The following is a 26,476-nucleotide window of genomic DNA, read 5'->3' as shown; positions in this document are numbered from 1 at the left end:
GCAGCAGCACCGTGTCAGCCGTGTCAGCCGGGTCAACTGATACCCGTACCCACAACTCTCAATGGAGACAGGACGTGTCCCGTCAGGTGTTCCTCTACGACCAACCGGAACGTTTCGTGGCCGGTACGGTCGGACTGCCAGGGCGCCGTACGTTCTTCCTCCAGGCCTCAGCCGGCTCCCGGGTGACCAGCGTGGCTCTGGAGAAGACCCAGGTCGCCGCGCTCGCCGAGCGCATGGACGAACTGCTCGACGAGGTCGTACGCCGTAGCGGGGGCAGCGCCGCGGTGCCCGCCGTGGCACCGGCCGAGATCGCCGACACCGCCCCGCTGGACGCTCCGGTGGAGGAGGAGTTCCGTGTCGGCACCATGGCCCTCGCCTGGGACGGCGAGGAGGAGTGCATGATCGTCGAGGCGCAGGCACTCGTCGAGCTGGACGCCGAGTCCGAGGAGGATCTCGCCGAGGCGGAGGAGAGGCTGCTCCAGGACGAGGAGAACGGGCCCCCGATGCTCCGGGTCCGGCTCACCGGGGTCCAGGCCCGTGCCTTCGCCAAGCGCGCCCTCGACGTCGTCAACGCGGGACGGCCGCCGTGCCCGCTGTGCAGCCTCCCCCTCGACCCGGAAGGACACGTATGTCCGCGCCAGAACGGATACCGCCGCGGGGCGTGACCACCGTCGACCCCGCCGCCGCGGTGCTGCTCGCCGAGGGCGAGCTGACCGTGCGCGGACGCATCCGTGAGGCGTCGAACGCGGCGCTGTACTGCACCGTGACCCACGAGGGCCGCGAGGCCGCCTGCGTCTACAAGCCCGTCGCGGGGGAGCGTCCCCTGTGGGACTTCCCCGACGGGACGCTCGCCGGGCGCGAGGTTGCGGCGTACCAGGTCTCCGAGGCGACCGGCTGGGGGCTGGTGCCGCCCACCGTGCTGCGGGACGGGCCGCACGGCGAGGGCATGTGCCAGCTGTGGATCGACGCCACGCCGGAGGCGGAACTGCTCGCGCTGGTGGACCGGGAGGAGCCCGGACCCGGCTGGAAGGCGGTCGGGTTCGCCGAGGTGGGCGAGGGACGCACCGCGCTGCTCGTGCACGCCGACGACGTACGGCTGCGGCGGCTGGCCGTGCTCGACGCGGTGATCAACAACGCCGACCGCAAGGGCGGGCACCTGCTGCCCACGCGGGACGGCCGGCTCTACGGCATCGACCACGGGGTCACCTTCAACGCCGAGGACAAGCTGCGCACCCTGCTGTGGGGCTGGGCGGGGGAACCGCTGACCGAGGAGGCGCACGACGTCCTCGAGGTCCTCGGGAAGGCACTCGCCGAAGGCGGCGCGCTGGCCGCCTCGCTGGCCCCGCTGATCACCCGCGCGGAGATCGACGCGACACGCGCGCGGGTGGCGTCCCTGCTCGCCTCCGGCACCCATCCGCAGCCCGGCGGCCGGTGGCCGGCGATTCCCTGGCCACCCGTCTGACCCGAGCGCCGGCACGCGGCTCCCGCGCGACGGAGCACGTCCGGCGGTGGTGCGCAAGAGTGCCTTCCCGGTCGTCCGAGCTGCTCCGGTTCGTATTGGGGACCGCGGTCCGGTTACGCTCATGGGATGCATGCCTGGCCCGCTTCCGAGGTCCCCGCCCTTCCCGGTCAGGGGCGCGACCTGAGGATCCACGACACCGCGACCGGGGGCCTGACCCCGCTCGACCCCGGCCCCGTCGCCCGTATCTACGTCTGCGGCATCACCCCGTACGACGCCACCCACATCGGACACGCCGCGACGTACAACGCGTTCGACCTCGTGCAGCGCGTGTGGCTCGACACCAAGCGGCAGGTTCATTACGTCCAGAACGTCACCGACATCGACGACCCGCTGCTGGAGCGGGCCGAGCGGGACGGCGTCGACTGGGCCGCGCTCGCCGAGCAGGAGACCCGGCTCTTCCGCGAGGACATGACGGCCCTGCGGATGCTGCCGCCGCAGCAGTACATAGGCGCGGTGGAGGCGATACCCGGCATCGTCCCGCTCGTCGAACGACTGCGCGACCTCGGCGCGGCGTACGAACTCGAGGGCGACGTCTACTTCTCCGTGGAGTCCGACCCGAACTTCGGTCGGGTCTCGAACCTCGACGCGGCCGCCATGCGGCTGCTGTCCGCCGAACGCGGCGGCGACCCGGACCGTCCGGGCAAGAAGAACCCCCTCGACCCGATGCTCTGGATGGCCGCCCGCGAGGGCGAACCCAGCTGGGACGGCGGGTCGCTCGGCAGGGGCCGACCCGGCTGGCACATCGAGTGTGTGGCCATCGCCCTCGACCATCTGGGCATGGGCTTCGACGTCCAGGGCGGCGGTTCCGACCTGGTCTTCCCGCACCACGAGATGGGCGCCTCGCACGCCCAGGTGCTCACCGGGGAGTTCCCCATGGCCAAGGCGTACGTCCACGCCGGAATGGTCGCCCTGCACGGCGAGAAGATGTCCAAGTCCAAGGGCAACCTGGTCTTCGTGTCCCGACTGCGGCGCGACGGCGTGGACCCGGCGGCGATCCGGCTGGCGCTGCTCGCCCACCACTACCGCGCCGACTGGGAATGGACGGACCAGGTCCTCCTGGATGCCGGGACCCGGCTCGGACACTGGCGGGCCGCCGTCTCCCGCCCCGACGGCCCGCCCGCCGAGGCGCTCGTGGAGGAGATCCGCGAGGCCCTGTCCAACGACCTGGACGCCCCGGCAGCCCTGGCCGCCGTCGACCGCTGGGCCGTGGCCCAGGAGCAGAACGGCGGCACGGACGCGGGCGCGCCCGGCATCGTCTCCCGCGCGGTGGACGCCCTGCTCGGCGTGGCACTGTAGCCGCCGGCACACCACCACAGGCGCGAACGGTCGAGGGGGGCGCCCCGTCCATGGACGGGGCGCCCCCCTCGTTCCGGTCAGTCCTCCGGGGAATCCTGGCCGTCCGCGTCCGGCTTCGGCGGGCGGGGCCGGCTGCCCGGGCCCTCCCGCCGGAACGACGGGCCGTCCGAGCCGTCGGCAGTGGCGTGCCCACCGGGCTGCGGCGGGCCGGACCCACCGTCACGGCGGCGCAGATAGCGCTCGAACTCGCGGGCGATCGCCTCGCCCGACGCCTCCGGCAGCTCGGCGGTGTCCCGGGCCTCCTCCAGTGACTGGACGTACTCGGCGACCTCGCTGTCCTCGGCGGCCAGTTGGTCCACTCCCACCTGCCAGGCGCGCGCGTCCTCGGACAGTTCGCCCAGCGGGATACGCACGTCGATCAGGTCCTCGAGCCGGTTCAGGAGGGCCAGCGTCGCCTTGGGGTTGGGCGGCTGCGACACGTAGTGCGGGACCGCCGCCCACAGCGAGACCGCGGGGACACCGGCATGGGTGCACGCCTCCTGGAGGATGCCGACGATCCCCGTGGGGCCCTCGTACTTGGTCTCCTCCAGATCCATACGGCGGGCCAGGTCCGGATCGGACGTGGTCCCGCTGATCGGGACCGGACGGGTGTGCGGGGTGTCACCGAGCAGGGCGCCCAGGACGACCACCATCTCCACCCCGAGTTCATGGGCGAACCCCAGCAGTTCGTTGCAGAACGAGCGCCAGCGCATGGACGGTTCGATACCGCGGACCAGCACCAGATCGCGTGGCTTGTCGCCGCCGACCCGGACCACCGACAACCGCGTCGTCGGCCAGGTGACCTTGCGGACCCCGCCGTCCATGAACACCGTGGGCCGGTTCACCTGGAAGTCGTAGTAGTCCTCGGCGTCCAGCGCCGCGAACACCTCGCCCTTCCATTCCCTGTCCAGATGCGCGACCGCGGTGGAGGCGGCGTCGCCGGCGTCGTTCCAGCCCTCGAACGCGGCCACCATGACCGGGTCGATCAGCTCGGGAACCCCCTCGAGCTCGATCACCCAGCGCCTCCTTCCGACGTGCCCTCGCGTACGCACCAACCTTACGGCGTGCCAAGGGGGCGTACGCAGCCCCCTCGCAGGGGGAATGACCGAACACTGCCCCGGGAGGCACCCGGAAACACCCCGCAGGGGTGGAGCCGTTGGGGAACGCGAGCGGCTCACGGTGCGGACGCTCGGGTGCCGGGGAGCGGACCGCTGCCACTGCTCCGCGCTCGCGATGCGGACGGGGCCGCCCACGACCGCGCCGCTTCCGTGTCCCGGCCCCGTCTCAGGGCTTCTGTGTCCCGGCTTCCGTGCCCTGGCCCCGTCTCAGGGCTTCCGTGTCCCGGCTTCCGTGCCCTGGCCCCGCAGGACCGCCGGGACCGCCCGGTGGGGGTCGGAGCGGCGGCGAGGGAGCCGCCGGACGCGGGGCGCAGGCGGAAGGGGCGGCTCCGTCGGCGCGGAGTCGCCCCTTCCCGGCACCGGCTCCCGTACGGGGAGCCGGTGCCCGCACCCTGCCCCCTACTTCTCGTCGAGCAGGTCCTGGACCCCGGCGCGGACCTCGTCCGTGGCCAGCCCCCGGATGGTCAGGGTCGTGCGGCGGCGGAGCACGTCGTCCGTCGTCTCGGCCCACTCGTGGTCCCGGGCCCAGACGACCTGAGCCCAGATCTCCGGAGCGTCCGGATGGACGCGCCGGGCCAGCCGCGGGTCGTCGTTGGCCAGCCGGGCGATGTCGAAGGCCAGCGAACCGTAGTGGGTCGCCAGGTGCCGGGCGGTGTCCGCCGCCATCCGCGGGCCGGGCGCCGGGTGGTCGACCAGCAGCCGGTGGGCGACCGCGCGCGGATTGGCCACCCCGGGCAGCGGCAGCTTCCTCGGCAGCGAGGCGACCGGCTCGAAGTCGTCGCCCAGCGGGTGGCCCGGCAGCTCCTGGAGCTTGCGCATCACCGTACGGCCGATGTGACGGAAGGTGGTCCACTTGCCGCCCGCGACGGACAGCATCCCGCCGCGGCCCTCGCTGACGACCGTCTCCCGCTTGGCCTTCGACGTGTCCCCGGGGCCGCCCGGCAGCACCCTCAGGCCCGCGAACGAGTACGTGATCAGATCGCGGTCCAGCTGCTGGTCGCGGATGGAGAACGCGGCCTCGTCGAGTATCTGGGCGGTGTCCTTCTCGGTGACCGCGACATCCGCCGGGTCGCCCTCGAACTCCTCGTCGGTCGTGCCGAGCAGCAGCATGTCCTCCCAGGGGAGGGCGAAGGTGATGCGGTACTTGTCGATCGGCGTGGCCAGGGCGGCCTTCCACGGGGAGGTCCGCTTCAGGACCAGGTGCGCGCCCTTCGACAGCCGGATGGACGGTGCCGCGTTCGGGTCCTCCATCCGGCGCAGGTGGTCGACCCACGGGCCGGTCGCGTTCAGCACGAGGCGGGCGTCGACGCCGAACTCCTCGCCCGACAGCCGGTCGCGCAGTTCGGCGCCGGTCACCCGGCCCCGGGTGAACCGCAGACCGGTCACCTCGGAATGGTTGAGGACGACCGCGCCCGAATCGGCCGCCGCGCGGACCGTCATCAACGCCATCCGCGCGTCGTTCATCTGGTCGTCGCCGTACACGGCCACGGCCTTGAGGTTCTCGGTGCGCAGCTCCGGCACGTCCCGCGCGGCCTTGGCGGGGGAGAGCAGGTGGCCGACGCCGTCGCCGAACGCCGAGAGCGCCGAGTACGCGAGGACACCGGCGCCGAGCTTCGCCGCGCCGTGCGGCCCGCCCTTGTACACGGGGAGGTAGAACGTGAGCGGGTTCGCCAGGTGGGGGGCCACCTGGCGGGAGACCGCACGGCGCTCGAAGTGGTTCTCCGCCACCAGCTTCACCGCGCCGGTCTGCAGATAGCGCAGACCGCCGTGGAGGAGCTTGGAGGAGGCGGAGGAGGTGGCGCCGGCGAAGTCCCCGGCGTCCACCAGTGCCACCCTGAGGCCGGACTGCGCGGCGTGCCAGGCGGTGGAGATGCCCAGGATGCCGCCGCCGATCACGAGAAGGTCGTACGACGCCTTGGCGAGCCGCTCCCGGGTCTCGGCCCGGCTCGGGTTCGAGCGGGAGGCCGGGCGCGTCCCCAGGGCAGGCACGGACTGCAGGGTGGACTGAGTGGTCATGTCGGGTTCTTGCTCCTCGTCGGGCTGTGTCAGTCTTCGTCGCCGAGCCAGCCCATGGTCCGCTCGACGGCCTTGAGCCAGCTCTTGTACTCACGGTCGCGGATCTCCGCGTCCATGCGGGGGGTCCACTCGGCGGCCCGTCGCCAGTTGGCGCGCAGGTCGTCGGTGCTGTTCCAGAAGCCGACGGCGAGGCCGGCGGCGTAGGCGGCGCCGAGGCAGGTGGTCTCGGCGACCATGGGACGCACCACGGGCGCGTCCAGGAAGTCCGAGAGGGTCTGCATCAGCAGGTTGTTGGAGGTCATGCCGCCGTCGACCTTGAGGGCGGTCAGCTCGACGCCGGAGTCCTTCGTCATGGCGTCGGCGATCTCCCGGGTCTGCCAGGCGGTGGCCTCCAGGACGGCGCGCGCGAGATGCGCCTTGGTGACGTACCGGGTCAGGCCGGCGATCACACCGCGGGCGTCGGAGCGCCAGTAGGGGGCGAACAGACCGGAGAAGGCCGGCACGAAGTAGGCGCCGCCGTTGTCCTCGACCGAGAGCGCGAGCGTCTCGATCTCGGCGGCGGTGGAGATCAGGCCCATCTGGTCGCGCATCCACTGCACCAGCGCACCGGTGACCGCGATGGAGCCCTCCAGCGCGTAGACCGGCTTCTGGCCGCCGATCTGGTAGCCGACGGTGGTCAGCAGGCCGCTGTAGGAGTTGATGATCTTGTCACCGGTGTTCATCACCATGAAGGTGCCGGTGCCGTACGTCGACTTGGCCTCGCCCTCGGCGAAACAGGTCTGGCCGAACAGGGCGGCCTGTTGGTCGCCGAGCGCGGAGGCGACCGGGATGCCGCCGAGCAGGTCGCCCAGACTGCCGCCCTTGATCTCGCCGTAGACCTCGGAGGAGGAGCGGATCTCGGGCAGCATCGCCGTCGGGACGCCGATGGACTCGGCGATCCGCTCGTCCCACTGCATGGTGTGCAGGTTCATCAGCATCGTGCGGGACGCGTTGGTGACGTCGGTGACGTGGTGGCCGCCGTCCGTACCACCGGTCAGGTTCCAGATGACCCAGGTGTCCATGGTGCCGAAGAGGATGTCGCCCGCCTCGGCGCGCTCCTTGAGCCCGTCGACGTTGTCGAGCAGCCAGCGGGCCTTGGGGCCGGCGAAGTAGGAGGCGAGGGGGAGCCCGGTCTCGCGGCGGAAACGGTCCTGGCCGACGTTGCGGCCGAGTTCGCGGCACAGGGCGTCGGTGCGGGTGTCCTGCCAGACGATGGCGTTGTGGACGGGCTCACCGGTGTTCCTGTCCCACAGGACGGTGGTCTCGCGCTGGTTGGTGATGCCGATGGCCTTGATGTCGTCCCGGGTGATGCCGGCCTTCTCGATGGCACCGGCGACGACCTCCTGGACGTTGGTCCAGATCTCGGTGGCGTCGTGTTCGACCCAGCCCGGCTTGGGGAAGATCTGCTCGTGTTCCTTCTGGTCGACGGCGACGATGCGGCCGTCGCGGTCGAAGACGATGCAGCGGGAGGAGGTCGTGCCCTGGTCGATGGCGGCGATGAACGGGCCGTGGCCGTGGGAGGCGATGCCGGCGGTCTGGTCGTCGGTCACTGTGTGCTCCTGGGGGTTCCTTGATTGCGGGGCTGTACGGACGGCGTTTCCACGAGACTCGGGGTCGCGCGGCAGCAGGGTCGCCGTCAGGCGAGGACGATGTTGTAGAAGCCTGCCGCGAGGGCGCCGCCGATCAGCGGACCGACGACCGGAACCCAGGCGTAGGACCAGTCGGAGCCGCCTTTGTTGGGCAGCGGCAGCAGGGCGTGCACGATGCGCGGACCGAGGTCACGGGCCGGGTTGATCGCGTAGCCGGTCGGGCCGCCGAGGGACAGGCCGATGGCGACCACCACGAGCGCCGTGATGAGACCGCCCAGCACCCCGAGGCCGTTGCCCTCGGCGTTCAGTCCCTGGGTGAGCACGGCGAGCAGCAGCACCATGGTGCCGATGATCTCCGTGGCGAGGTTCTGCACCGCGTTCCGGATCTCCGGGCCGGTGGAGAAGATGCCGAGCACGGGGCCGGCGCCCTTCTCCTGTGCCTCCACGGCCTTGGCCGCAGTGGCCTGTGCGCCCGGACCGCCGACGATCTCCTGGTCGGTCAGGTGGGCCTGGAACTGTCCGTAGTACGCCACCCAGACCAGCGCCGCACCGATCATCGCGCCGAGGAACTCTCCGGCGAAGTAGACCGGGACGTTGCTCCACTCGCCGTCCTTGATGGCGAGCGCCAGGGTCACGGCCGGGTTGAGGTGGGCGCCGGAGAGCGGCCCCGCGATGTACACCGCCGTCATGACGGCGAAGCCCCACCCGAAGGCGATGGCGAGCCAGCCGGCGTTACGGGCCTTCGAGGCCTTCAACGTCACGGCGGCGCAGACGCCGCCGCCGAGCAGGATGAGTACGGCGGTACCGAGGGTCTCGCCGATGAAGATGTCGGAGCTGGACACCCGCGACTCCTTTGTCCTTCGTCCAGGGAAGCCGACCCCCGGGTCCCGCCGGGGATCGGCGCCCTCAGGGGTGAGAGCGATGTCGGCCCTTGGCGTTGTCACACCCTAACGCGTATTGCCGGTAGCTGTTCGACAATGCCGACCGATGGACGGGAGTCTTTCCCCGCCCCGCACGCACGTCAAGGGTCTGGTTGTCGAAAATGCGATCGTTATCGATCGCATCGATTGCGCCGAGTCGTTGATCTTCGCCGGGGAATCTGCCGGGTCTGCCGGATCTGCCGCCGTACCCGGGGTCGGCCGATTCGCCCGACCCCGGGTACGGCGACGACCGGAACGCCGTACGGCGTCCCGGCCCGCTCTTCGGAGTGTGTCGGAGTGTGTTCGTCCCGCCCGTGCTCGCCCGGTCCGCTCAGAACCGCCGGGCGCCCAGGTCCCGCGACACCGCGCGGGCGCAGTCCCGCACCGCCGCGATCAGCTCCGGACGCAGCTCGCCGCCCTGCCGCAGCCGCTCCACCGCGCCCGTGACGCCGACCGCGCCGACCGGCATCCGCCGCCGGTCGTGGACGGGGGCCGCGATCGAGGCCACGCCCTCCCAGGTCTCCTCGACGTCCGCCGCGTACCCACGCGCGCGAGTGAGGTCGAGGATGTGCTCGAAGGCGTCCGGATCGCACACCGTGCGGTCGGTGAACGCCTTGCGGTCGGCCTCCAGGGCCTCGCTGTGCGCCACCGGGTCGTAAGCCGACAGCACCTTGCCCAGGGCCGTGGAGTGCAGTGGCTGCATGGCCCCTATCTCCAGGACCTGCCGGCTGTCGTCGGGGCGGAACACGTGGTGCACGATCAGCACGCCCTGCTGGTGCAGCACGCCGAGGTAGACGCTCTCACCGCTGGAGCGGGCCAGGTCGTCGGTCCAGACCAGGGCGCGTGCCCGCAGCTCGTGCACGTCGAGGTACGTGGTGCCCAGGCGCAGCAGTTCGGCGCCCAGCTGGTAGCGCCCGGAGGCGTCGTCCTGCTCGACGAAGCCCTCGTGCTGGAGGGTGCGCAGGATGCCGTGGGCGGTGCCCTTGGCGAGGCCCAGGGACGAGGCGATGTCCGACAGGCCGAGCCGCCGCTCGCCGCCCGCCAGCAGGCGCAGCATCGCCGCCGCCCGTTCGAGCGACTGGATGTTCCGTGCCATCGCCGTGCTGCCTCCGTCCCCTTCGACCGTCGCGCGCGGTCGCTGCCATTGTTCGGCAATGCCGAACACTACCGCTCGATGCCGATCTCCCGCCAATGATCCGCCGCCATCCGCCGCGTCACCCGTACGCGGGGCGTCGGAACCCGGCCATCTTCGTCCGGCCTGTGGACCTCCTGAGCACCGGGACCCGGTCCCCGATACCCTGGCGGCGTGCCCCTGCCCGGGAGCGCCACCAGGGTGCTTTCCGGACAGCCGCAAAGCCGACAGCCGTCGCACCTGAGGGAGCCCCGTACATGGCCTCGTTGCCGCTGACCCCTTCCGCCGACAGCCGGACCCGTGTGTCCGCTCTCCGAGAGGCGCTCGCCACCCGAGTGGTGGTCGCCGACGGAGCGATGGGCACCATGCTCCAGGCACAGGACCCCACGCTCGAAGACTTCGAGGACCTCGAGGGCTGCAACGAGATCCTGAACCTGACCCGCCCGGACATCGTCCGTTCGGTCCACTCCGCGTACTTCGACGCCGGTGTCGACTGCGTCGAGACCAACACCTTCGGCGCCAACCTCACCGCCCTGGGTGAGTACGACATCGCGGACCGCGTCGTCGAACTGTCCGAGGCGGGCGCGCGCATCGCCCGCGAGGCGGCGGACGAGTTCACGGGGCGGGACGGCCGCCTCCGCTGGGTGATGGGCTCGATGGGCCCCGGCACCAAGTTGCCCACCCTCGGCCACACCACCTTCGCCGCCATCCGGGACGCCTACCAGCAGAACGCCGAGGGCCTGCTCGCGGGCGGCGCGGACGCGCTGCTGGTGGAGACGACCCAGGACCTGCTGCAGACCAAGGCCTCCGTCATCGCCGCCCGCCGCGCGATGGAGACCGCCGGCCACGAGGTCCCGCTGATCGTGTCGGTCACGGTGGAGACGACCGGCACCATGCTGCTGGGCTCCGAGATCGGCGCCGCGCTCACCGCGCTGGAACCGCTGGGCATCGACATGATCGGGCTGAACTGCGCGACCGGCCCGGCCGAGATGAGCGAGCACCTGCGCTACCTGGCCCGCCACTCCCGCATCCCGCTGTCGTGCATGCCGAACGCCGGTCTGCCGGAACTCACCAAGGACGGCGCGCGGTACCCGCTGTCTCCTGGGGAGCTGGCGGACGCACAGGAGAACTTCGTCCGCGACTACGGCCTGTCCCTGGTCGGCGGCTGCTGCGGTACGACGCCCGAGCACCTGCGGCAGCTCGTGGAGCGCGTGCACGGCCTCGCCCCGGCGGAGCGCGACCCGCGCCCGGAACCCGGTGCGGCATCCCTCTACCAGACCGTTCCCTTCCGTCAGGACACCTCCTACCTGGCGATCGGTGAGCGGACGAACGCCAACGGGTCGAAGAAGTTCCGTGAGGCGATGCTCGAGGGCCGCTGGGAAAACTGCGTGGAGATGGCCCGGGAGCAGATCCGCGAGGGCGCGCACATGCTGGACCTGTGCGTGGACTACGTGGGCCGCGACGGCGTCGCCGACATGGAGGAACTGGCCGGCCGGTTCGCCACCGCCTCCACCCTGCCGATCGTGCTGGACTCCACCGAGGTCCCCGTCATCCGGGCCGGCCTGGAGAAGCTCGGCGGCCGGGCGGTCATCAACTCGGTCAACTACGAGGACGGCGACGGCCCCGAGTCCCGCTTCGCGCGCGTCGCGCAGCTGGCCAAGGAGCACGGTGCCGCGCTGATCGCGCTCACCATCGACGAGGTGGGCCAGGCCCGCACCGCCGAGAAGAAGGTCGAGATCGCCGAACGCCTCATCGAGGACCTGACCGGCAACTGGGGCATCCGAGAGGAGGACATCCTCATCGACTGCCTCACCTTCACCATCTGCACCGGCCAGGAGGAGTCCCGCAAGGACGGCAGCGCCACCATCGAGGGCATCCGCGAGCTGAAGCGGCGCCACCCCAGGGTGCAGACCACCCTGGGACTGTCGAACATCTCTTTCGGCCTCAACCCGGCCGCCCGCATCCTGCTCAACTCCGTCTTCCTCGACGAGTGCGTCAAGGCGGGCCTGGACTCGGCGATCGTGCACGCGTCGAAGATCCTGCCCCTCGCCCGCTTCAGCGAGGAGGAGGTCACCACCGCCCTCGACCTGATCCACGACCGGCGCCGCGAGGGCTACGACCCGCTGCAGAAGCTGATGCAGCTCTTCGAGGGAGCCACCGCCAAGTCCCTGAAGGCCGACAAGGCCGAGGAACTGGCCGCGCTGCCCCTGGACGAGCGGCTCAAGCGGCGGATCATCGACGGTGAGCGCAACGGCCTGGAGACCGACCTCGACCAGGCGCTCGAGACCCGCAAGGCCCTCGACATCGTCAACGACACCCTGCTGGACGGCATGAAGGTGGTCGGCGAGCTGTTCGGCTCGGGCCAGATGCAGCTGCCGTTCGTGCTCCAGTCCGCCGAGGTGATGAAGACGGCCGTCGCCCACCTCGAACCGCACATGGAGAAGGTCGAGGACGGCGAGGACCTGGGCAAGGGCACCATCGTGCTGGCCACGGTCCGCGGCGACGTGCACGACATCGGCAAGAACCTGGTCGACATCATCCTGTCGAACAACGGCTACAACGTCGTCAACCTCGGCATCAAGCAGCCGGTCTCCGCGATCCTGGACGCCGCCGACGAGCACAAGGCCGACGTCATCGGCATGTCCGGGCTGCTGGTGAAGTCCACGGTGATCATGAAGGAGAACCTGGAGGAGCTCAACCAGCGCGGACTGGCCGCCGACTACCCGGTCATCCTGGGCGGCGCCGCCCTGACCCGCGCCTACGTCGAGCAGGACCTGCACGAGATCTACCAGGGCGAGGTCCGCTACGCCCGCGACGCCTTCGAGGGGCTGCGCCTGATGGACGCCCTCATCGGCATCAAGCGCGGTGTGCCCGGCGCCAAGCTGCCCGAGCTGCGGCAGCGCCGGGTCCGCGCGGCCACCGTGGAGATCGACGAGCGCCCCGAGGCCGGGCACGTCCGCTCGGACGTCGCCACCGACAACCCGGTCCCCGAGCCGCCGTTCTGGGGCACCCGGGTGATCAAGGGCATCCAGCTCAAGGAGTACGCGAGCTGGCTCGACGAGGGCGCCCTGTTCAAGGGCCAGTGGGGCCTGAAGCAGGCCCGCACGGGTGACGGGCCGACGTACGAGGAGCTGGTGGAGACCGAGGGCCGGCCCAGGCTGCGCGGCCTGCTGGACCGGCTCCAGACGGACAACCTGCTGGAGGCGGCCGTCGTGTACGGCTACTTCCCGTGCGTCTCCAAGGACGACGACCTGATCGTCCTGGACGAGGCGGGCAACGAACGCACCCGCTTCACCTTCCCGCGCCAGCGCCGCGGCCGGCGCCTGTGCCTGGCCGACTTCTTCCGCCCGGAGGAGTCCGGGGAGACGGATGTCGTCGGCTTCCAGATCGTCACCGTCGGCTCCCGCATCGGCGAGGAGACCGCGCGGATGTTCCAGGCCAACGCCTACCGCGACTACCTCGAACTGCACGGGCTGTCCGTGCAGCTGGCCGAGGCGCTCGCCGAGTACTGGCACGCGCGGGTGCGCTCCGAGCTCGGCTTCTCCGGTGAGGACCCGGCCGCGATGGAGGACATGTTCGCCCTGAAGTACCGGGGTGCCCGCTTCTCCCTCGGCTACGGCGCCTGCCCCGATCTGGAGGACCGTGCCAAGATCGCGGAGATGCTCCAGCCGGAGCGCATCGGCGTCCACCTGTCCGAGGAGTTCCAGCTGCACCCCGAGCAGTCCACGGACGCCATCGTGATCCACCACCCGGAGGCCAAGTACTTCAACGCCCGCTGACCCCGTCCGGCGGTTCGCCCGGGCTCGCGGAGCGTCATGAGCGGCTGCGTCGCGCACGACGTACACTGGTCGGTCCACCGCAGGCCGGTTCCCCTTGTGGGAACCGGCCTGATCGTCCCTTGAAGGAGGTACGTGGATGACCAGTACGGTTCCGGTTACCGCGCTCGGCACTCTCCCCCAGGCCCTCGACTCCTCCCCGGCCGAAGGCTCCCCCCTGCAGGCCGTGCTCCTGGACATGGACGGCACCCTGGTCGACACCGAGGGCTTCTGGTGGGACGTCGAGGTCGAGGTGTTCGCCTCCCTCGGCCACGCCCTCGACGACTCGTGGCGCCATGTCGTGGTCGGCGGCCCCATGACCCGCAGCGCGGGCTTCCTCATCGAGGCGACCGGGGCCGACATCCCCCTGGCCGAACTGACGGTACTGCTCAACGACGGCTTCGAGGACCGCATCTCCAGTGCCCTGCCGCTGATGCCCGGTGCCGCCCGGCTGCTCGCCGAACTGTCCGAGCACGGCGTCCCCACGGCCCTGGTCTCCGCCTCGCACCGGCGCATCATCGACCGCGTACTGACCTCGCTGGGCGCCCACCACTTCGCGCTGTCGGTGGCCGGTGACGAGGTCCCGCGCACCAAGCCCCACCCCGACCCGTACCTGACCGCCGCCCTCGGTCTCGGCGTGGACCCCGTGCGGTGCGCCGTCGTCGAGGACACGGCGACCGGTGTGGCCGCCGCCGAGGCCGCGGGCTGTCACGTCGTGGCGGTGCCCTCCGTGGCCCCCATCACGCCGGCCGCCCGGCGGACCGTCGTACCGTCGTTGGAAACGGTCGATCTGACTTTTCTGCGCGGGCTGATGACGGAAATGCGCTAGGGGTTCACCCAGTGTGGAGCGGCCTGCGGGACCGGAATTCCCCAGGGCCCGCGTTCGGGTCGGCGGGTTGTGTGTCCGAAGGAATTCGGAGCGCTACCGGCTGATGAATTCCGGTACCACCCGACCTGGTTATCGTGTGATGTTCACCACCTTTTGAGGGGGTGGCAGGGGGGTCGGCATGTGGTGTCCGCGCCGTTTCTGAGGTCGTTCGCGTTCCTTTGTGTCCCGATTGGTGGAACGCTGCCCCAATCCTGCTCCGTCCACGTTCGCCGGTGCGTTCACACCCGGTTCCACTGCGTGATGGCGGCTCAACTCCGGTCGCCGCGACCCTCCCTGCGGGCGCGGACTAATCTCATCGCGAGAACATCGCCCCCATCCCCGTGGCCGGCAGTAACAACCCCGTATGCCGCATACACGGAGTCGACAGCTCTGGAGAAACTCGAGCATGAACCGCAAGACTTTGGTGCTGGCGGCCGCGATCGGCCTGCTCGCGCCGGTACTCGCCGGCTGTGGCGACACCGGTGGTGGGAGCGGCGGCGGCGACGCGATCGTCGTCGGCACCACGGACCGGTTCACCGTCTCGGAGGAGGAGCCCGCTCCGGTCGACCCGGCGTACGCCTACGACGTCGGCACCTGGAACATCCTGCGCCAGACGGTGCAGACCCTGCTGATCCAGCCGCGTGGCGACGGTGAGCCGGTGCCCGAGGCCGCGGAGAGCTGCGGCTTCACCGACACCGGCAACGAGCGGTACAGCTGCACCCTGCGCGAAGGACTGAAGTTCTCGGACGGCTCGCCCGTCACCGCCGCCGATGTGAAGTTCTCCATCGACCGCGCCCTCTCGATCCAGTCCGACAGTGGTGTGTTCGCACTGCTGTCCACGATCGACACCGTCGAGACCAAGGGCGACCGCGAGGTGATCTTCCACCTCAAGTCGGCCGACGCGACCTTCCCCTACAAGCTGTCGACCCCGGTCGCGGGCATCCTCAGCGAGAAGAAGTACGACAAGGGCAAGCTGCGCGAAGGTTTCGACGTCGACGGCTCCGGCCCGTACACCTTCGAGACCGAGGTCGAGGGCGATGAACTGGTCCGCGCCACCTACGTCAAGAACCCCTCCTACAAGGGGTCCCTGGAAGTGGCCAACGACAAGGTAGAGATGCACAGCTTCGAGAGCGCCGAGGCCATGGGCCAGGCGCTCGCGGACGGTGACATCGACGTCATGACCCGCAGCATGTCGCCGGAGCAGATCCGGGAACTCAGCGACGACAACGAGGACGCCATCAACCTCGTCGAGTCGCCGGGTCTGGAGATCCGCTACCTGGCCTTCAACACCGAAGCCCCCAGCGTGGAGACCAAGGCCGTCCGCCAGGCCATGGCCCAGATCATCAACCGCAGCGAACTGGTCGCCAAGGTCTACGGCTCCCAGGCCGAGCCGCTGTACTCGCTGGTCCCCGCGGCCGTCACCGGTCACTCCAACGCGTTCTTCAACAAGTACGGTGACCCCGACGTCTCCAAGGCCCGCCAGCTGCTGGAGAAGGCCGGTGTCACCACCCCGGTGAAGATGACGCTGCACTACACGACCGACCACTACGGTCCCGCGACCAAGGCGGAGTTCGAGCAGCTCAGCAAGCAGCTCAACGACAGCGGCCTCTTCGACACCGACATCAAGGGCGCGGCCTGGGAAACCTTCCGGCCGGACGGCAAGAAGGGCAAGTTCGACGTCTACGGCATGGGCTGGTTCCCCGACTACCCGGACGCCGACAACTTCCTCGCCCCGTTCCTGGACGAGGACAACTTCCTCAACTCGCCGTACGCCAACAGCGAGATCCGCAAGGAGCTCATCCCGCAGTCCCGCCGCCAGGCCGACCGGCTCTCCGCGGTCGGCAACCTGAACGACATCCAGGACATCGTCGCGGAGGACGTGCCCGTGCTGCCCCTGTGGCAGGGCAAGCAGTACGGCGCCGCACGTGACAACATCACCGGCACCGCCTACATGCTCAACTCCTCCTCCACGCTCCAGATATGGGAGCTGGGACGAGGCGTGAGCGGCTGACGCCGCGGAGCCCCGAGCGGGCGCACACACCGAGGGCGCCTCCGACTTCCCGTCTTGCGGAAGTCGGAGGCGCCCTCGGTGTGTGGATCGGAGCCGGTGTGTGAACCGGAGCGGGAGCTACTGCGCCCCAGGGCGCACCAGACCGCTCTCGTACGCGTAGACCGCGGCCTGTACCCGGTCACGCAGCCCCAGCTTCGTCAGGACATGACCGACGTGCGTCTTCACGGTCGTCTCACTGACGAACAGGTCCGCGGCGATCTCCGCGTTGGAGAGCCCCCGTGCCACCAGCTTCAGCACCTCGACCTCACGGTCGGTCAGGGTGTGCAGTGTGTCCGGCACCGGCTCGTCACCGGACGGCAGATGCGTGGCGTACTTGTCCAGCAGCCGGCGCGTGATGCTCGGGGCCAGCATCGCCTCACCGGCGGCCACCACCCGGATCGCCTGCACCAGTTCATTGGCCGGGGCGTCCTTCAGCAGGAAGCCGCTGGCACCCGCCCGCAGCGCCTCCACCACGTACTCGTCGAGATCGAACGTCGTGAGCACCAGCACCTTCGCCGGGCCGTCCCGCTCCGGGCCGGTGATCTGCCGGGTGGCCTCCACCCCGTCCATCCGCGGCATGCGGATGTCCATCAGCACCACATCGGGCTGCAGCGCCCGCACCTGGTCCTGGGCCTGGAGGCCGTCCCCGGCCTCACCGACGACCGCGATGTCCTGCTCGGCCTCCAGGATCATCCGGAAGCCCGTGCGCAGCAGCGGCTGGTCGTCAACCAGTAGGACGCGGATGGCCACGTGACTCTCCTTCGCTAGTCCGCCCCCATTGTGCCCTGCGTGCCCTGCCCCTCTTGCCTCCGGGGCACATCGGCCGGCGCCGGCCCGGACACCCGCACCGGCAGCGGATACGGCGGGGGAGTGCCGCCGAACTCCGGGCAGTGCGCCTGGTGGTCGCACCAGCCGCACAGCTTGGTGGGACGTGGCCGCCAGTCACCCGTCTCCGTGGCCAGCCGGATCGCCTCCCACAGGGCCAGCAGCTTGCGCTCCACGCGCTCCAGATCGGCGCGGACCGGGTCGTACGTCAGCACGTCACCGCTGCCCAGGTACACGAGCTGCAGCCGGCGCGGGATCACCTGCTTCAGCCGCCACACCACCAGGGCGTAGAACTTCATCTGGAACAGCGCGCCCTCCGCGTACTCCGGCCGGGGCGCCTTGCCCGTCTTGTAGTCGACGAGCCGCACCTCGCCGGTGGGCGCCACATCCACCCGGTCGATGATGCCGCGCAGCCTCAGCCCGGAATCCAGCTCGGCCTCGACGAACAGCTCCCGCTCGGCGGGCTCCAGCCGGCTCGGATCCTCCAGGGTGAACCAGCGCTCGACCAGCAGCTCCGCCTCCGCCAGCCAGCGTGCCAGCCGCTCGCCCTCCGGGTCCTCGGCGAACAGCTCCACGACTTCCGGCCTCGACTCCCGCAGCCGGTCCCACTGGCCCGGGACCAGTTCCTTCGCCCGCGGTGCCGTGCGCTCGGCGGCCGGAGCGTCGAAAAGGCGCTCCAGCACCGCGTGCACCAGCGTGCCCCGGGTCGCCGCCTCGCTCGGCTTTTCCGGCAGGCGGTCGATGACCCGGAACCGGTACAGCAGCGGACACTGCATGAAGTCACTGGCACGCGACGGGGACAGCGAGGCGGGCGGCGCGGCGGCCGCCCCGGGCGGGGCCCCGGCCACCACCGGCGGATCCGCCGCCACGACCGGCATGCTGTCGGGCCGTCCCGTGCCCTCGGTGCTCGTCTCCATGCCCACAGACCTTACGGCCCGGTACTGACAGGGATCCGCACGCCAAGGGTGACGAGGGGGGAGAGAAGGAGCAAGGAGCAAGGAGCAAGGAGCAAGGGGTAAAGGGGAAAAGAGGAAGGGGAGAAGGAGAGGAGAAGGCGAGCGGGCGCGGTGCCGGACGGGAAGAGACAGGGGTGCCGAGGCGAGAGGTGTGGCGACGGCCGCATACCATCGATACCAGAGCCTCCCGTCCGGCAGGCACGGGAAACGCAGCGACGAGGGGACACCGGTGGACGCAAGCGGCGGACGCGGGCAGCCGCGATCCGGCAACGACGAGCCGGCCGAGCGCCACGTGGGGGCCCCGGCGGGCACACCCCCCACGGACGGGGGCCGCTTCGACCCGGCCGAAACCACCTCGAGCACCCCCGACGACAGCACCGCCGACCGTGACCCGTCGGCCTCCGGCGACGCTCCGTCACGGACCGGCGGTACCCCGGCGGAGACCCCGGCTCCGGCGGACACCGGGGAGACCCCGGCTCCGGCGGACACCGGGGTCACGCCCCGGAACGGGGAGCCCGCGCAACCCCCTGCCCCGGACATCGACATCCACCCGCAGAATCCGCAGGGTCCGGCCGGCCCGGACCGTCCGGGGGAGCCGGGCGGTCCGAGCCGGCCCGCCGAGCACCATGACCCGCGGACCCCGGACGACGGCCGGTCCGAGTCCCCCGCACCCGCGGGCGTTCCGTCCGAGGGTGCTCCGCGGGACGGCCATCGGCCCGAGCCCTCCGAGCCCCACAGCGCCGACCGCACCCTCGCCCATTCCGGATCCGGCAAGGGGACCGCCCCGCGTCCCCCGGAGCAGCAGCGCGGTGGACTGCTGATGGGACGCCCGTTCGGCGTGCCCGTCTACGTCGCCCCCAGCTGGTTCCTCGTCGCCATCCTGATCACCTGGGTCTTCGGCGGCCAGATCGACCGCGTGCTGCCCGAACTCGGCGCCGCCAGCTATCTGGTCTCGCTGTTCTTCGCCGTAGCCTTCTACGCCTCCGTACTCGTCCACGAACTCGCCCACACCCTCGCCGCCCTCCGCTTCAAGCTGCCGGTGCGCCGCATCCAGCTCCAGTTCTTCGGCGGCGTCTCCGAGATCGAGAAGGAGGCGGAGACACCCGGGCGGGAATTCGTGCTCGCCTTCGTCGGCCCCCTGCTCTCCCTCGTCCTGTCCGGCCTGTTCTACGTCGCCCTGCTCGCCGTCGAACCCAGCTCCGTCCCCGGCGTCCTGCTGGCCGGCCTGATGATCTCCAACCTCATCGTGGCCGTCTTCAACCTCCTGCCCGGCCTCCCCCTCGACGGCGGACGCATGCTCCGCGCGGTCGTCTGGAAACTCACCGGCAAGCCGATGAGCGGCACCATCGCCGCCGCCTGGGTGGGCCGCGCCCTCGCCGTCTCCGTCCTGATCGGCCTTCCCCTGCTCACCCAGTCCGGAGCCCTCGGCTCCGCCGCCGAGGACAGCGTCGGTATGGACACCGTCCTCGACGCGCTGCTCGCCGCCATCCTCGCCGCGATCATCTGGACCGGCGCCGGCAACAGCCTGCGCATGGCCCGCCTGCGCGAACACCTTCCCGAACTGCGTGCCCGCGCCCTCACCCGCCGCGCGGTGCCCGTGGAGACGGACACCCCGCTCTCCGAGGCCCTGCGCCGCGCCAACGCCGCCGGAGCCCGGGCCCTGGTCGTCGTCGACCCCGACGGCACCCCGCTCTCCCTGGTGCGCGAGGCCGCCATCGTCGGCGTACCCGAACACCGCCGCCCCTGGATCCCGGTCAGCGGACTCGCCCAGGACCTCACCGACGGCATGCGCGTCTCCGCCGAGCTCGCGGGAGAGGACCTCCTCGAGGCCCTGCGCGCCGCCCCCGCCACCGAGTACCTGGTCGTCGAGACCACCGGCGAGATCTACGGCGTCCTGTCCGCGGCCGACGTCGAGCGGGCCTTCGTCAAGGCCATGGCCCGCCCCGCCTGACATCCGCCCCGCCCTCGAGTGGTCAGTGGCCCACGTCGGGACCGGTAGGCTGGTCACATGTCCGAACCGACCGGTGCCGCCCGCCGACGTGGGCCCTTCAAGGTCGGGGACCAGGTACAGCTGACCGACCCCAAGGGCCGCCACTACACGTTCACGCTCGAGGCCGGGAAGAACTTCCACACCCACAAGGGTTCCTTCCCCCACGACGAACTGATCGGCGCACCCGAGGGCAGCGTTGTCCGCACCACCGGGAACGTCGCCTACCTCGCGCTGCGCCCCCTGCTCCCCGACTACGTCCTGTCCATGCCCCGCGGGGCAGCCGTCGTCTACCCCAAGGACGCGGGACAGATCCTCGCCTTCGCCGACATCTTCCCCGGCGCCCGCGTCGTGGAGGCAGGCGTGGGCTCCGGCTCGCTCAGCAGCTTCCTGCTGCGCGCCATCGGCGACCAGGGCATGCTGCACAGCTACGAACGCCGCGAGGATTTCGCCGAGATCGCCCAGGCCAACGTGGAGCGCTACTTCGGCGGCCCGCACCCCGCCTGGCAGCTCACCGTCGGCGACCTCCAGGACAATCTGTCCGACACCGACGTCGACCGCGTCATCCTCGACATGCTCGCCCCCTGGGAATGCCTGGAAGCCGTCTCCAAGGCGCTCGTCCCCGGCGGCATCCTCTGCTGCTACGTCGCGACCACGACCCAGCTCGCCCGGACCGTCGAGTCCATCCGCGAGATCGGCTCCTTCAACGAGCCGACCGCCTGGGAATCCATGATCCGCAACTGGCACATCGAAGGACTGGCCGTCCGCCCGGACCACCGGATGATCGGCCACACCGGCTTCCTGCTCACCGCCCGCCGCCTCGCGGACGGGGTCGAGCCCCCCATGCGTCGACGCCGCCCCGCCAAGGGCGCCTACGGCGAGGACTACTCGGGACCCAACGCCGACGCGGGCACAGCCCGCTGACCCGTCCCACCACCACGACAACGCACCGGCGCCGTGGCGCAGTTCCCGGACCGCACCGGGAACTGCGCCACGGCGCCCTCATGTTGACGCGCGGGCGGTCGGTGTCTTCCCGGGCCCCGCACCGGAACCGCACACCCCGGCGTTCCCCCGCACTGTGACGTGTGGCACGATGCTGGCCACCCCCACCGGCACAGCTCTCACAGGAGACACTCCTCGTGCAGTCATCCGCCGTCCCGGAACTCGCCCACACGCACACCCGCCCGATCCACTGGGTCGCCACCGCCACGGCCGTCGCCGGAGTCGTGGCGCTCTCCGGTCTGCTGCAGCCCGGAGCCGCGACCGCGGCCCAGACACCCGACCCGCAGACCCCGCAGACCCCGCAGACCAAGAGTGCCCCGGCGCACATCGCCCCGCCGGACCCCGCGGACGTCGAGTTCCCGATCGAATGCGGTCCGGTGCAGGCTGTGGTCAAGAAGGAGGCGGCCGGCGACCTCGACGGCGACGGACGGCCCGAGACCGTGGTGGTCGTCCACTGCGACGCACCCATGGGCACCCCGCCCGACGGCATGTACGTCCTGACCGAGGCCGCCGGAGCCGGCACACCACGTGTGGTGGCCACCCTCGTCGACCCCAAGGACCGCACCAACGTCGACGACTTCGCCGTACGCGACGGCGAGATCACCGCGGCACTCCTCGGCTACTCGTCCTCCGACATACCCAGTTGCTGTCCCGACGTGCGCAAGAGCCTGAAGTGGCACTGGGGCAACGGCGCGTTCGTCCGGTCCGCGTCCTCCAACGCCCGGAACGCGTGAACCCCGCGCGCGTGAGGCGAGAACGGACATGTGAGAAATCGGAGAGTGGTGACGGAAGGCGTCAAACCGGTCACCCGGCGTCCGGGCCGTACACCTCCACGCCGTCGGCCACGCGCCGCACGTGAATGCACTCGCCCGGACACTCCTTCGCCGAATCGACCACATCCGTGAGGACCGGCAGCGGCACCCGCGCCGTCGCCCCCTCGGCCTGCAACAACTCGTCGTCCGGGCCCTTCACATAAGCCAGACCGTCGATGTCCAGCTCGAACACCTCGGGCGCGTACTGCGCGCAGATGCCGTCACCGGTACACAGGTCCTGGTCGATCCAGACCTCCAGAGCCCCGGCGTCGACTCCGGCTTCCTGCTGCACGCTCATCTCCCCTGCCGTCCTTCGCGTCGGACCGGACGGGAATCCAGCCAGCTCCGACGGGTGTTGAACACATCGACCCTACCTCCGCCGGGGTTCCCGCCACCCTCGGTGGGTATTCCCCTGGCGTGAGGGAGAGCGCAAGGGTGAAGATCGGACACACCTCGACCGTCTTTGTGATCTAGGGGTTTCAATCGACACCCGCCCAGGTAGGGTCTGGAAGCGTCCAGCTCCCCTTGGAGGAGGTGAGGACCGTGGCAGCCCACGACGACGACATGAACCGCGGCATCCGCTCGGGACGCGGGTCCGACGACCCGGCCGGGCAGATCGCCTACCTTGAGCAGGAGATCGCCGTCCTGCGCCGCAAGCTCGCCGACTCTCCGCGACACACGAGGATTCTCGAAGAGCGGATCGTCGAGCTGCAGACCAACCTGGCCGGCGTGTCCGCCCAGAACGAACGACTGGCCGGCACGCTCCGAGAGGCCCGCGACCAGATCGTGGCCCTCAAGGAGGAAGTGGACCGGCTGGCCCAGCCACCGGCCGGCTTCGGAGTTTTCCTCCTGGCGAACGAGGACGGCACCGCCGACATCTTCACCGGCGGTAGAAAGCTCCGGGTGAACGTCAGCCCGAGCGTCGACCTCGACGAGCTCCGGCGTGGCCAGGAAGTGATGCTCAACGAAGCGCTCAACGTGGTCGAGGCCATGGAGTTCGAGCGCGTCGGTGACATCGTCACCCTCAAGGAGATCCTCGAGGACGGGGAACGAGCCCTCGTCCTCGGGCACACCGACGAGGAACGGGTGGTCCGGCTCGCCGAACCCCTGCTGGGCATCACCATCCGCCCCGGTGACGCCCTCCTGCTCGAACCCCGCTCCGGGTACGTCTACGAGATCGTCCCGAAGAGCGAGGTCGAGGAGCTCGTCCTCGAAGAAGTCCCCGACATCGGCTACGAGCAGATCGGCGGCCTCGGCAACCAGATCGAAGCCATCCGCGACGCCGTCGAGCTGCCCTACCTCTATCCGGACCTGTTCAGGGAGCACGAACTGCGCCCGCCCAAGGGCGTACTGCTCTACGGGCCTCCCGGATGCGGCAAGACGCTCATCGCCAAGGCCGTCGCCAACTCGCTGGCCAAGAAGGTCGCCGAGGTCACCGGCCAGGCCGCCGGCAAGAGCTTCTTCCTCAACATCAAGGGCCCCGAGCTGCTGAACAAGTACGTCGGTGAGACCGAGCGGCAGATCCGCCTGGTCTTCCAGCGGGCCCGCGAGAAGGCCAGCGAGGGCACCCCCGTCATCGTCTTCTTCGACGAGATGGAATCCCTCTTCCGCACCCGCGGCTCCGGCGTCAGCTCCGACGTGGAGAACACCATCGTCCCGCAGCTCCTCGCCGAGATCGACGGCGTGGAGGGCCTGCAGAACGTGGTCGTGATCGGTGCCTCCAACCGTGAGGACATGATCGACCCCGCCATCCTGCGGCCCGGCCGGCTCGATGTGAAGATCAAGATCGAACGTCCGGACGCCGAGGCGGCCAAGGACATCTTCGGCAAGTACCTCACCCAGCGCCTCCCGCTGCACGGCGACGACGTCGCCGAGCACGGCGGCGACAGGGGCATGACGGTCCAGAGCATGATCCAGACCGCGGTGGAACAGATGTACGCCGAAAGCGAGGAAAACCGCTTCCTGGAAGTCACGTACGCCAACGGAGACAAGGAAGTCCTCTACTTCAAGGACTTCAACTCCGGCGCCATGATCGAAAACATCGTCGGCCGTGCCAAGAAGATGGCGATCAAGGACTTCCTCGAGAAGAGCCAGAAGGGTCTCCGCGTCTCCCACCTGCTCCAGGCGTGTGTGGACGAGTTCAAGGAGAACGAGGACCTGCCCAACACCACCAACCCCGACGACTGGGCCCGAATCTCCGGTAAGAAGGGTGAGCGGATTGTTTACATCCGTACCCTCATCACCGGAAAGCAGGGCGCGGACACGGGACGCTCCATCGACACGGTGGCAAACACCGGTCAATACCTGTAAAAAGCAGGGCGGCTGCGGGTGCCCTCGACGGGTACCCGCAGCCGACCGCTTTTTGGGACATGACCGGGAACACGGCAAAGACGCAAATGATCTCCCCACTAGCGCAAAGGCGTTCTAGGCTCTTCGGTACCGCCGAGTCGCGCGGTGCGGGGACGGGCACCGCACACGCACGGAGCGCCAGCGGTACTTGAGCAGCGCCCCCGACCGGGGACGCCGCCGGGCAAGGAGGGCCGCATGACCGTACGGCGAGTAATGGGCATCGAGACCGAGTACGGGATCTCCGTCCCCGGCCACCCCAACGCCAATGCCATGCTCACCTCGTCCCAGATCGTGAACGCCTACGCGGCGGCGATGCACCGGGCCCGCCGGGCCCGCTGGGACTTCGAGGAGGAGAATCCGCTGCGCGACGCGCGAGGCTTCGACCTCGCGCGTGAGGCCGCCGACGCCAGCCAGCTCACCGATGAGGACATCGGCCTGGCCAATGTCATCCTCACCAACGGCGCACGACTCTACGTCGACCACGCGCACCCCGAATACAGCGCCCCGGAGGTCACCAACCCCCGCGACGCCGTCCTCTGGGACAAGGCCGGCGAACGGATCATGGCCGAGGCCGCGGAGCGGGCGGCGGCGCTCCCCGGCGCCCAGCCCATCCACCTGTACAAGAACAACACCGACAACAAGGGCGCCTCCTACGGCACCCACGAGAACTACCTGATGAGGCGGGAGACCCCGTTCTCGGACATCGTCCGCCACCTCACCCCGTTCTTCGTCTCCCGCCAGGTCTTCGCCGGCGCGGGCCGCGTCGGCATCGGCCAGGACGGTCACGAGCACGGCTTCCAGCTCAGCCAGCGCGCGGACTACTTCGAGGTCGAGGTCGGCCTCGAGACCACGCTGAAGCGCCCCATCATCAACACCCGCGACGAACCGCACGCGGACGCCGAGAAACACCGCCGGCTCCACGTGATCATCGGTGACGCGAACCTGTCCGAGATCTCCACCTACCTGAAGCTCGGCACGACCGCGCTCGTCCTGTCGATGATCGAGGACGGCTTCATCGCCGTGGACCTCGCGGTCGACCAGCCCGTACGGACGCTGCACCAGGTCTCGCACGACCCGAGCCTGAAACGGCTCGTCACCCTCCGCAGCGGTCGCACACTCACCGCGGTCCAGCTCCAGATGGAGTACTACGAGCTCTCCCGCAAATACGTCGAGGAACGGTACGGGGCCGACGCAGACGACCAGACCAAGGACGTCCTGGCCCGCTGGGAGGACACCCTCAACCGCCTGGAGAACGACCCCATGAGCCTGGCCGGCGAGCTGGACTGGGTCGCCAAGCGGGAACTCATGGAGGGCTACCGGCGCAGGGACGACCTGGACTGGGACGCCGCCCGACTGCACCTCGTCGACCTCCAGTACGCCGACGTACGCCCCGACAAGGGGCTCTACAACCGCCTGGTCGCCCGCGGCCGCATGAAGCGGCTGCTGGACGAGAGGGACATCGAGCGGGCCCGCACGAAGCCGCCGGAGGACACCCGCGCCTACTTCCGCGGACGCTGCCTGGAGCAGTACGCGGACGATGTGGCGGCGGCCTCCTGGGACTCGGTGATCTTCGATCTGCCGGGCCGGGACTCGCTCCAGCGCGTCCCAACCCTGGAACCGCTTCGCGGAACGCGTAATCACGTCAAGGAGCTCCTGGACCGCTGCCGCACGGCAGAAGACCTGGTCAGGGTGTTGTCCGGCGGCTGAGCCGACACGCATGACCGGGCCGTCGGACAGGGTGGAAAGTTCGGCGACAGGGAATCATCCAGGGGGCCACCGTACGTTTCAGGAACTACGGGGCCCATGTCGGACCCTGCTTGTAGGGTCTGATCAAGAACGTCGAACCGAGCGGGGTGAGGGTTATGGCGACCAAGGACACCGGCGGCGGACAGCAGAAGGCGACGCGCTCCACCGAGGAGGTCGAGGAGGCGCCCGAGGTACAGGCATCCGAAGACCTCCAGGAGCGCCAGGAGAAGCTGAGCGACGATGTGGACGACGTCCTCGACGAGATCGATGACGTCCTCGAGGCTAACGCAGAGGATTTCGTTCGAAGTTTCGTTCAAAAGGGTGGCCAGTAGGTCGCTTCATCCTTCGGATCGAAGGATGCGCGTCGAGGGTCGTGAGTGCGGAAAGAGCAGACG

Annotated in this window: 20 protein-coding genes; 12 read left to right on the top strand and 8 right to left on the bottom strand. The window is 70.1% G+C overall.

Going from position 1 to position 26,476, the window contains the following annotated elements; all coding sequences use genetic code 11:
• Nucleotides 1-74 precede the first annotated feature (74 nt).
• The 3 genes from ACVW19_RS06005 (at nucleotide 75) to mshC (ending at nucleotide 2,818) form a co-directional block, all read left to right on the top strand.
• Nucleotides 75-665 (top strand): DUF3090 domain-containing protein, encoded by a 591-nt coding sequence (locus ACVW19_RS06005; protein ID WP_202279078.1) that lies wholly within the window; start codon nucleotides 75-77, stop codon nucleotides 663-665.
• Nucleotides 629-1,462, top strand: coding sequence for an SCO1664 family protein (locus ACVW19_RS06000; RefSeq protein WP_457457274.1), 834 nt, complete (start codon nucleotides 629-631; stop codon nucleotides 1,460-1,462). Before ACVW19_RS06005 ends, ACVW19_RS06000 begins: the two co-directional genes overlap by 37 nt.
• A gap of 126 nt (nucleotides 1,463-1,588) precedes the next feature.
• Nucleotides 1,589-2,818: a cysteine--1-D-myo-inosityl 2-amino-2-deoxy-alpha-D-glucopyranoside ligase gene (mshC, locus tag ACVW19_RS05995; RefSeq protein WP_457457272.1), complete on the top strand. Its 1,230-nt coding sequence runs from the start codon at nucleotides 1,589-1,591 to the stop codon at nucleotides 2,816-2,818.
• Nucleotides 2,819-2,895: 77 nt separating this feature from the next.
• On the opposite strand, the gene ACVW19_RS05990 is transcribed toward mshC, so the two are convergent.
• The 5 genes from ACVW19_RS05990 to ACVW19_RS05970 form a co-directional block, all read right to left on the bottom strand.
• The gene (locus ACVW19_RS05990) at nucleotides 2,896-3,873 is read right to left on the bottom strand and encodes a PAC2 family protein (protein ID WP_457457270.1); all 978 of its coding nucleotides are present in this window, start codon (nucleotides 3,871-3,873) and stop codon (nucleotides 2,896-2,898) included.
• A gap of 501 nt (nucleotides 3,874-4,374) precedes the next feature.
• Entirely contained in the window at nucleotides 4,375-5,991 is a 1,617-nt protein-coding gene (locus ACVW19_RS05985) for an FAD-dependent oxidoreductase (protein WP_457457269.1), read from the bottom strand.
• A gap of 29 nt (nucleotides 5,992-6,020) precedes the next feature.
• Complete coding sequence (gene glpK / locus ACVW19_RS05980; protein WP_457464458.1) at nucleotides 6,021-7,556, bottom strand: glycerol kinase GlpK; 1,536 nt, start codon at nucleotides 7,554-7,556, stop codon at nucleotides 6,021-6,023.
• A gap of 110 nt (nucleotides 7,557-7,666) precedes the next feature.
• Nucleotides 7,667-8,461 carry an MIP/aquaporin family protein gene (locus ACVW19_RS05975; RefSeq protein WP_457457268.1) on the bottom strand — a complete coding sequence of 265 codons (795 nt, stop codon included), beginning with the start codon at nucleotides 8,459-8,461 and terminating at the stop codon, nucleotides 7,667-7,669.
• A 409-nt stretch (nucleotides 8,462-8,870) separates the two neighbouring features.
• Entirely contained in the window at nucleotides 8,871-9,635 is a 765-nt protein-coding gene (locus ACVW19_RS05970; protein WP_457457266.1) for an IclR family transcriptional regulator, read from the bottom strand.
• A 293-nt stretch (nucleotides 9,636-9,928) separates the two neighbouring features.
• Here ACVW19_RS05970 and metH point away from each other — a divergent pair, with 293 nt between their 5' ends.
• The 3 genes from metH (at nucleotide 9,929) to ACVW19_RS05955 (ending at nucleotide 16,365) form a co-directional block, all read left to right on the top strand.
• The gene (gene metH, locus ACVW19_RS05965; protein WP_457457264.1) at nucleotides 9,929-13,450 is read left to right on the top strand and encodes a methionine synthase; all 3,522 of its coding nucleotides are present in this window, start codon (nucleotides 9,929-9,931) and stop codon (nucleotides 13,448-13,450) included.
• Nucleotides 13,451-13,586: 136 nt separating this feature from the next.
• Nucleotides 13,587-14,315 (top strand): HAD family hydrolase, encoded by a 729-nt coding sequence (locus ACVW19_RS05960; RefSeq protein ID WP_457457262.1) that lies wholly within the window; start codon nucleotides 13,587-13,589, stop codon nucleotides 14,313-14,315.
• Nucleotides 14,316-14,760: 445 nt separating this feature from the next.
• On the top strand, nucleotides 14,761-16,365 hold the full coding sequence (locus ACVW19_RS05955; protein ID WP_457457260.1) for an ABC transporter substrate-binding protein: 1,605 nt from the start codon (nucleotides 14,761-14,763) through the stop codon (nucleotides 16,363-16,365).
• A 117-nt stretch (nucleotides 16,366-16,482) separates the two neighbouring features.
• Here the strand turns inward: ACVW19_RS05955 and ACVW19_RS05950 are convergent, their stop codons facing one another.
• Both ACVW19_RS05950 and ACVW19_RS05945 read right to left on the bottom strand, forming a co-directional pair.
• Nucleotides 16,483-17,154 carry a response regulator gene (locus tag ACVW19_RS05950; protein ID WP_055597029.1) on the bottom strand — a complete coding sequence of 224 codons (672 nt, stop codon included), beginning with the start codon at nucleotides 17,152-17,154 and terminating at the stop codon, nucleotides 16,483-16,485.
• A gap of 14 nt (nucleotides 17,155-17,168) precedes the next feature.
• Nucleotides 17,169-18,146 (bottom strand): RecB family exonuclease, encoded by a 978-nt coding sequence (locus ACVW19_RS05945; RefSeq protein WP_457457258.1) that lies wholly within the window; start codon nucleotides 18,144-18,146, stop codon nucleotides 17,169-17,171.
• 268 nt (nucleotides 18,147-18,414) lie between these two features.
• On the opposite strand from ACVW19_RS05945, the gene ACVW19_RS05940 reads away from it, so the two are divergent.
• From ACVW19_RS05940 to ACVW19_RS05930, 3 genes are all read left to right on the top strand, one after another.
• On the top strand, nucleotides 18,415-20,136 hold the full coding sequence (locus tag ACVW19_RS05940; RefSeq protein ID WP_457457256.1) for a site-2 protease family protein: 1,722 nt from the start codon (nucleotides 18,415-18,417) through the stop codon (nucleotides 20,134-20,136).
• A 57-nt stretch (nucleotides 20,137-20,193) separates the two neighbouring features.
• The gene (locus ACVW19_RS05935) at nucleotides 20,194-21,096 is read left to right on the top strand and encodes a tRNA (adenine-N1)-methyltransferase (protein WP_406728352.1); all 903 of its coding nucleotides are present in this window, start codon (nucleotides 20,194-20,196) and stop codon (nucleotides 21,094-21,096) included.
• A 215-nt stretch (nucleotides 21,097-21,311) separates the two neighbouring features.
• Complete coding sequence (locus ACVW19_RS05930) at nucleotides 21,312-21,908, top strand: hypothetical protein (RefSeq protein WP_457457254.1); 597 nt, start codon at nucleotides 21,312-21,314, stop codon at nucleotides 21,906-21,908.
• Between the two features lie 70 nt (nucleotides 21,909-21,978).
• Here the strand turns inward: ACVW19_RS05930 and ACVW19_RS05925 are convergent, their stop codons facing one another.
• Complete coding sequence (locus tag ACVW19_RS05925) at nucleotides 21,979-22,284, bottom strand: ferredoxin (protein ID WP_457457252.1); 306 nt, start codon at nucleotides 22,282-22,284, stop codon at nucleotides 21,979-21,981.
• Between the two features lie 245 nt (nucleotides 22,285-22,529).
• On the opposite strand from ACVW19_RS05925, the gene arc reads away from it, so the two are divergent.
• From arc to ACVW19_RS05910, 3 genes are all read left to right on the top strand, one after another.
• Nucleotides 22,530-24,296: a proteasome ATPase gene (gene arc / locus ACVW19_RS05920; protein WP_457457250.1), complete on the top strand. Its 1,767-nt coding sequence runs from the start codon at nucleotides 22,530-22,532 to the stop codon at nucleotides 24,294-24,296.
• A gap of 234 nt (nucleotides 24,297-24,530) precedes the next feature.
• Nucleotides 24,531-26,042, top strand: a complete 1,512-nt coding sequence (gene dop / locus ACVW19_RS05915; RefSeq protein ID WP_457457248.1) for a depupylase/deamidase Dop — start codon at nucleotides 24,531-24,533, stop codon at nucleotides 26,040-26,042.
• A gap of 155 nt (nucleotides 26,043-26,197) precedes the next feature.
• The gene (locus ACVW19_RS05910; RefSeq protein ID WP_457457246.1) at nucleotides 26,198-26,413 is read left to right on the top strand and encodes a ubiquitin-like protein Pup; all 216 of its coding nucleotides are present in this window, start codon (nucleotides 26,198-26,200) and stop codon (nucleotides 26,411-26,413) included.
• Nucleotides 26,414-26,476: the final 63 nt, after the last annotated feature.

The organism is Streptomyces sp. TE5632, from assembly GCF_054061295.1.
Note: the sequence above shows the minus strand (reverse complement) of the source record. Positions and strands in the feature narration are given on the sequence as shown.

What these genes read in the sequence shown, in the direction of transcription:
- ACVW19_RS06000 (WP_457457274.1), top strand. Translation starts at nt 629, where the DNA reads ATGTCCGCGCCAGAACGGATACCGCCGCGGGGCGTGACCACCGTCGAC.
- mshC (WP_457457272.1), top strand. Translation starts at nt 1,589, where the DNA reads ATGCATGCCTGGCCCGCTTCCGAGGTCCCCGCCCTTCCCGGTCAGGGG.
- ACVW19_RS05985 (WP_457457269.1), bottom strand. Translation starts at nt 5,991, where the DNA reads ATGACCACTCAGTCCACCCTGCAGTCCGTGCCTGCCCTGGGGACGCGC.
- ACVW19_RS05970 (WP_457457266.1), bottom strand. Translation starts at nt 9,635, where the DNA reads ATGGCACGGAACATCCAGTCGCTCGAACGGGCGGCGGCGATGCTGCGC.
- metH (WP_457457264.1), top strand. Translation starts at nt 9,929, where the DNA reads ATGGCCTCGTTGCCGCTGACCCCTTCCGCCGACAGCCGGACCCGTGTG.
- ACVW19_RS05960 (WP_457457262.1), top strand. Translation starts at nt 13,587, where the DNA reads ATGACCAGTACGGTTCCGGTTACCGCGCTCGGCACTCTCCCCCAGGCC.
- ACVW19_RS05955 (WP_457457260.1), top strand. Translation starts at nt 14,761, where the DNA reads ATGAACCGCAAGACTTTGGTGCTGGCGGCCGCGATCGGCCTGCTCGCG.
- ACVW19_RS05945 (WP_457457258.1), bottom strand. Translation starts at nt 18,146, where the DNA reads ATGGAGACGAGCACCGAGGGCACGGGACGGCCCGACAGCATGCCGGTC.
- ACVW19_RS05935 (WP_406728352.1), top strand. Translation starts at nt 20,194, where the DNA reads ATGTCCGAACCGACCGGTGCCGCCCGCCGACGTGGGCCCTTCAAGGTC.
- ACVW19_RS05925 (WP_457457252.1), bottom strand. Translation starts at nt 22,284, where the DNA reads ATGAGCGTGCAGCAGGAAGCCGGAGTCGACGCCGGGGCTCTGGAGGTC.
- dop (WP_457457248.1), top strand. Translation starts at nt 24,531, where the DNA reads ATGACCGTACGGCGAGTAATGGGCATCGAGACCGAGTACGGGATCTCC.
- ACVW19_RS05910 (WP_457457246.1), top strand. Translation starts at nt 26,198, where the DNA reads ATGGCGACCAAGGACACCGGCGGCGGACAGCAGAAGGCGACGCGCTCC.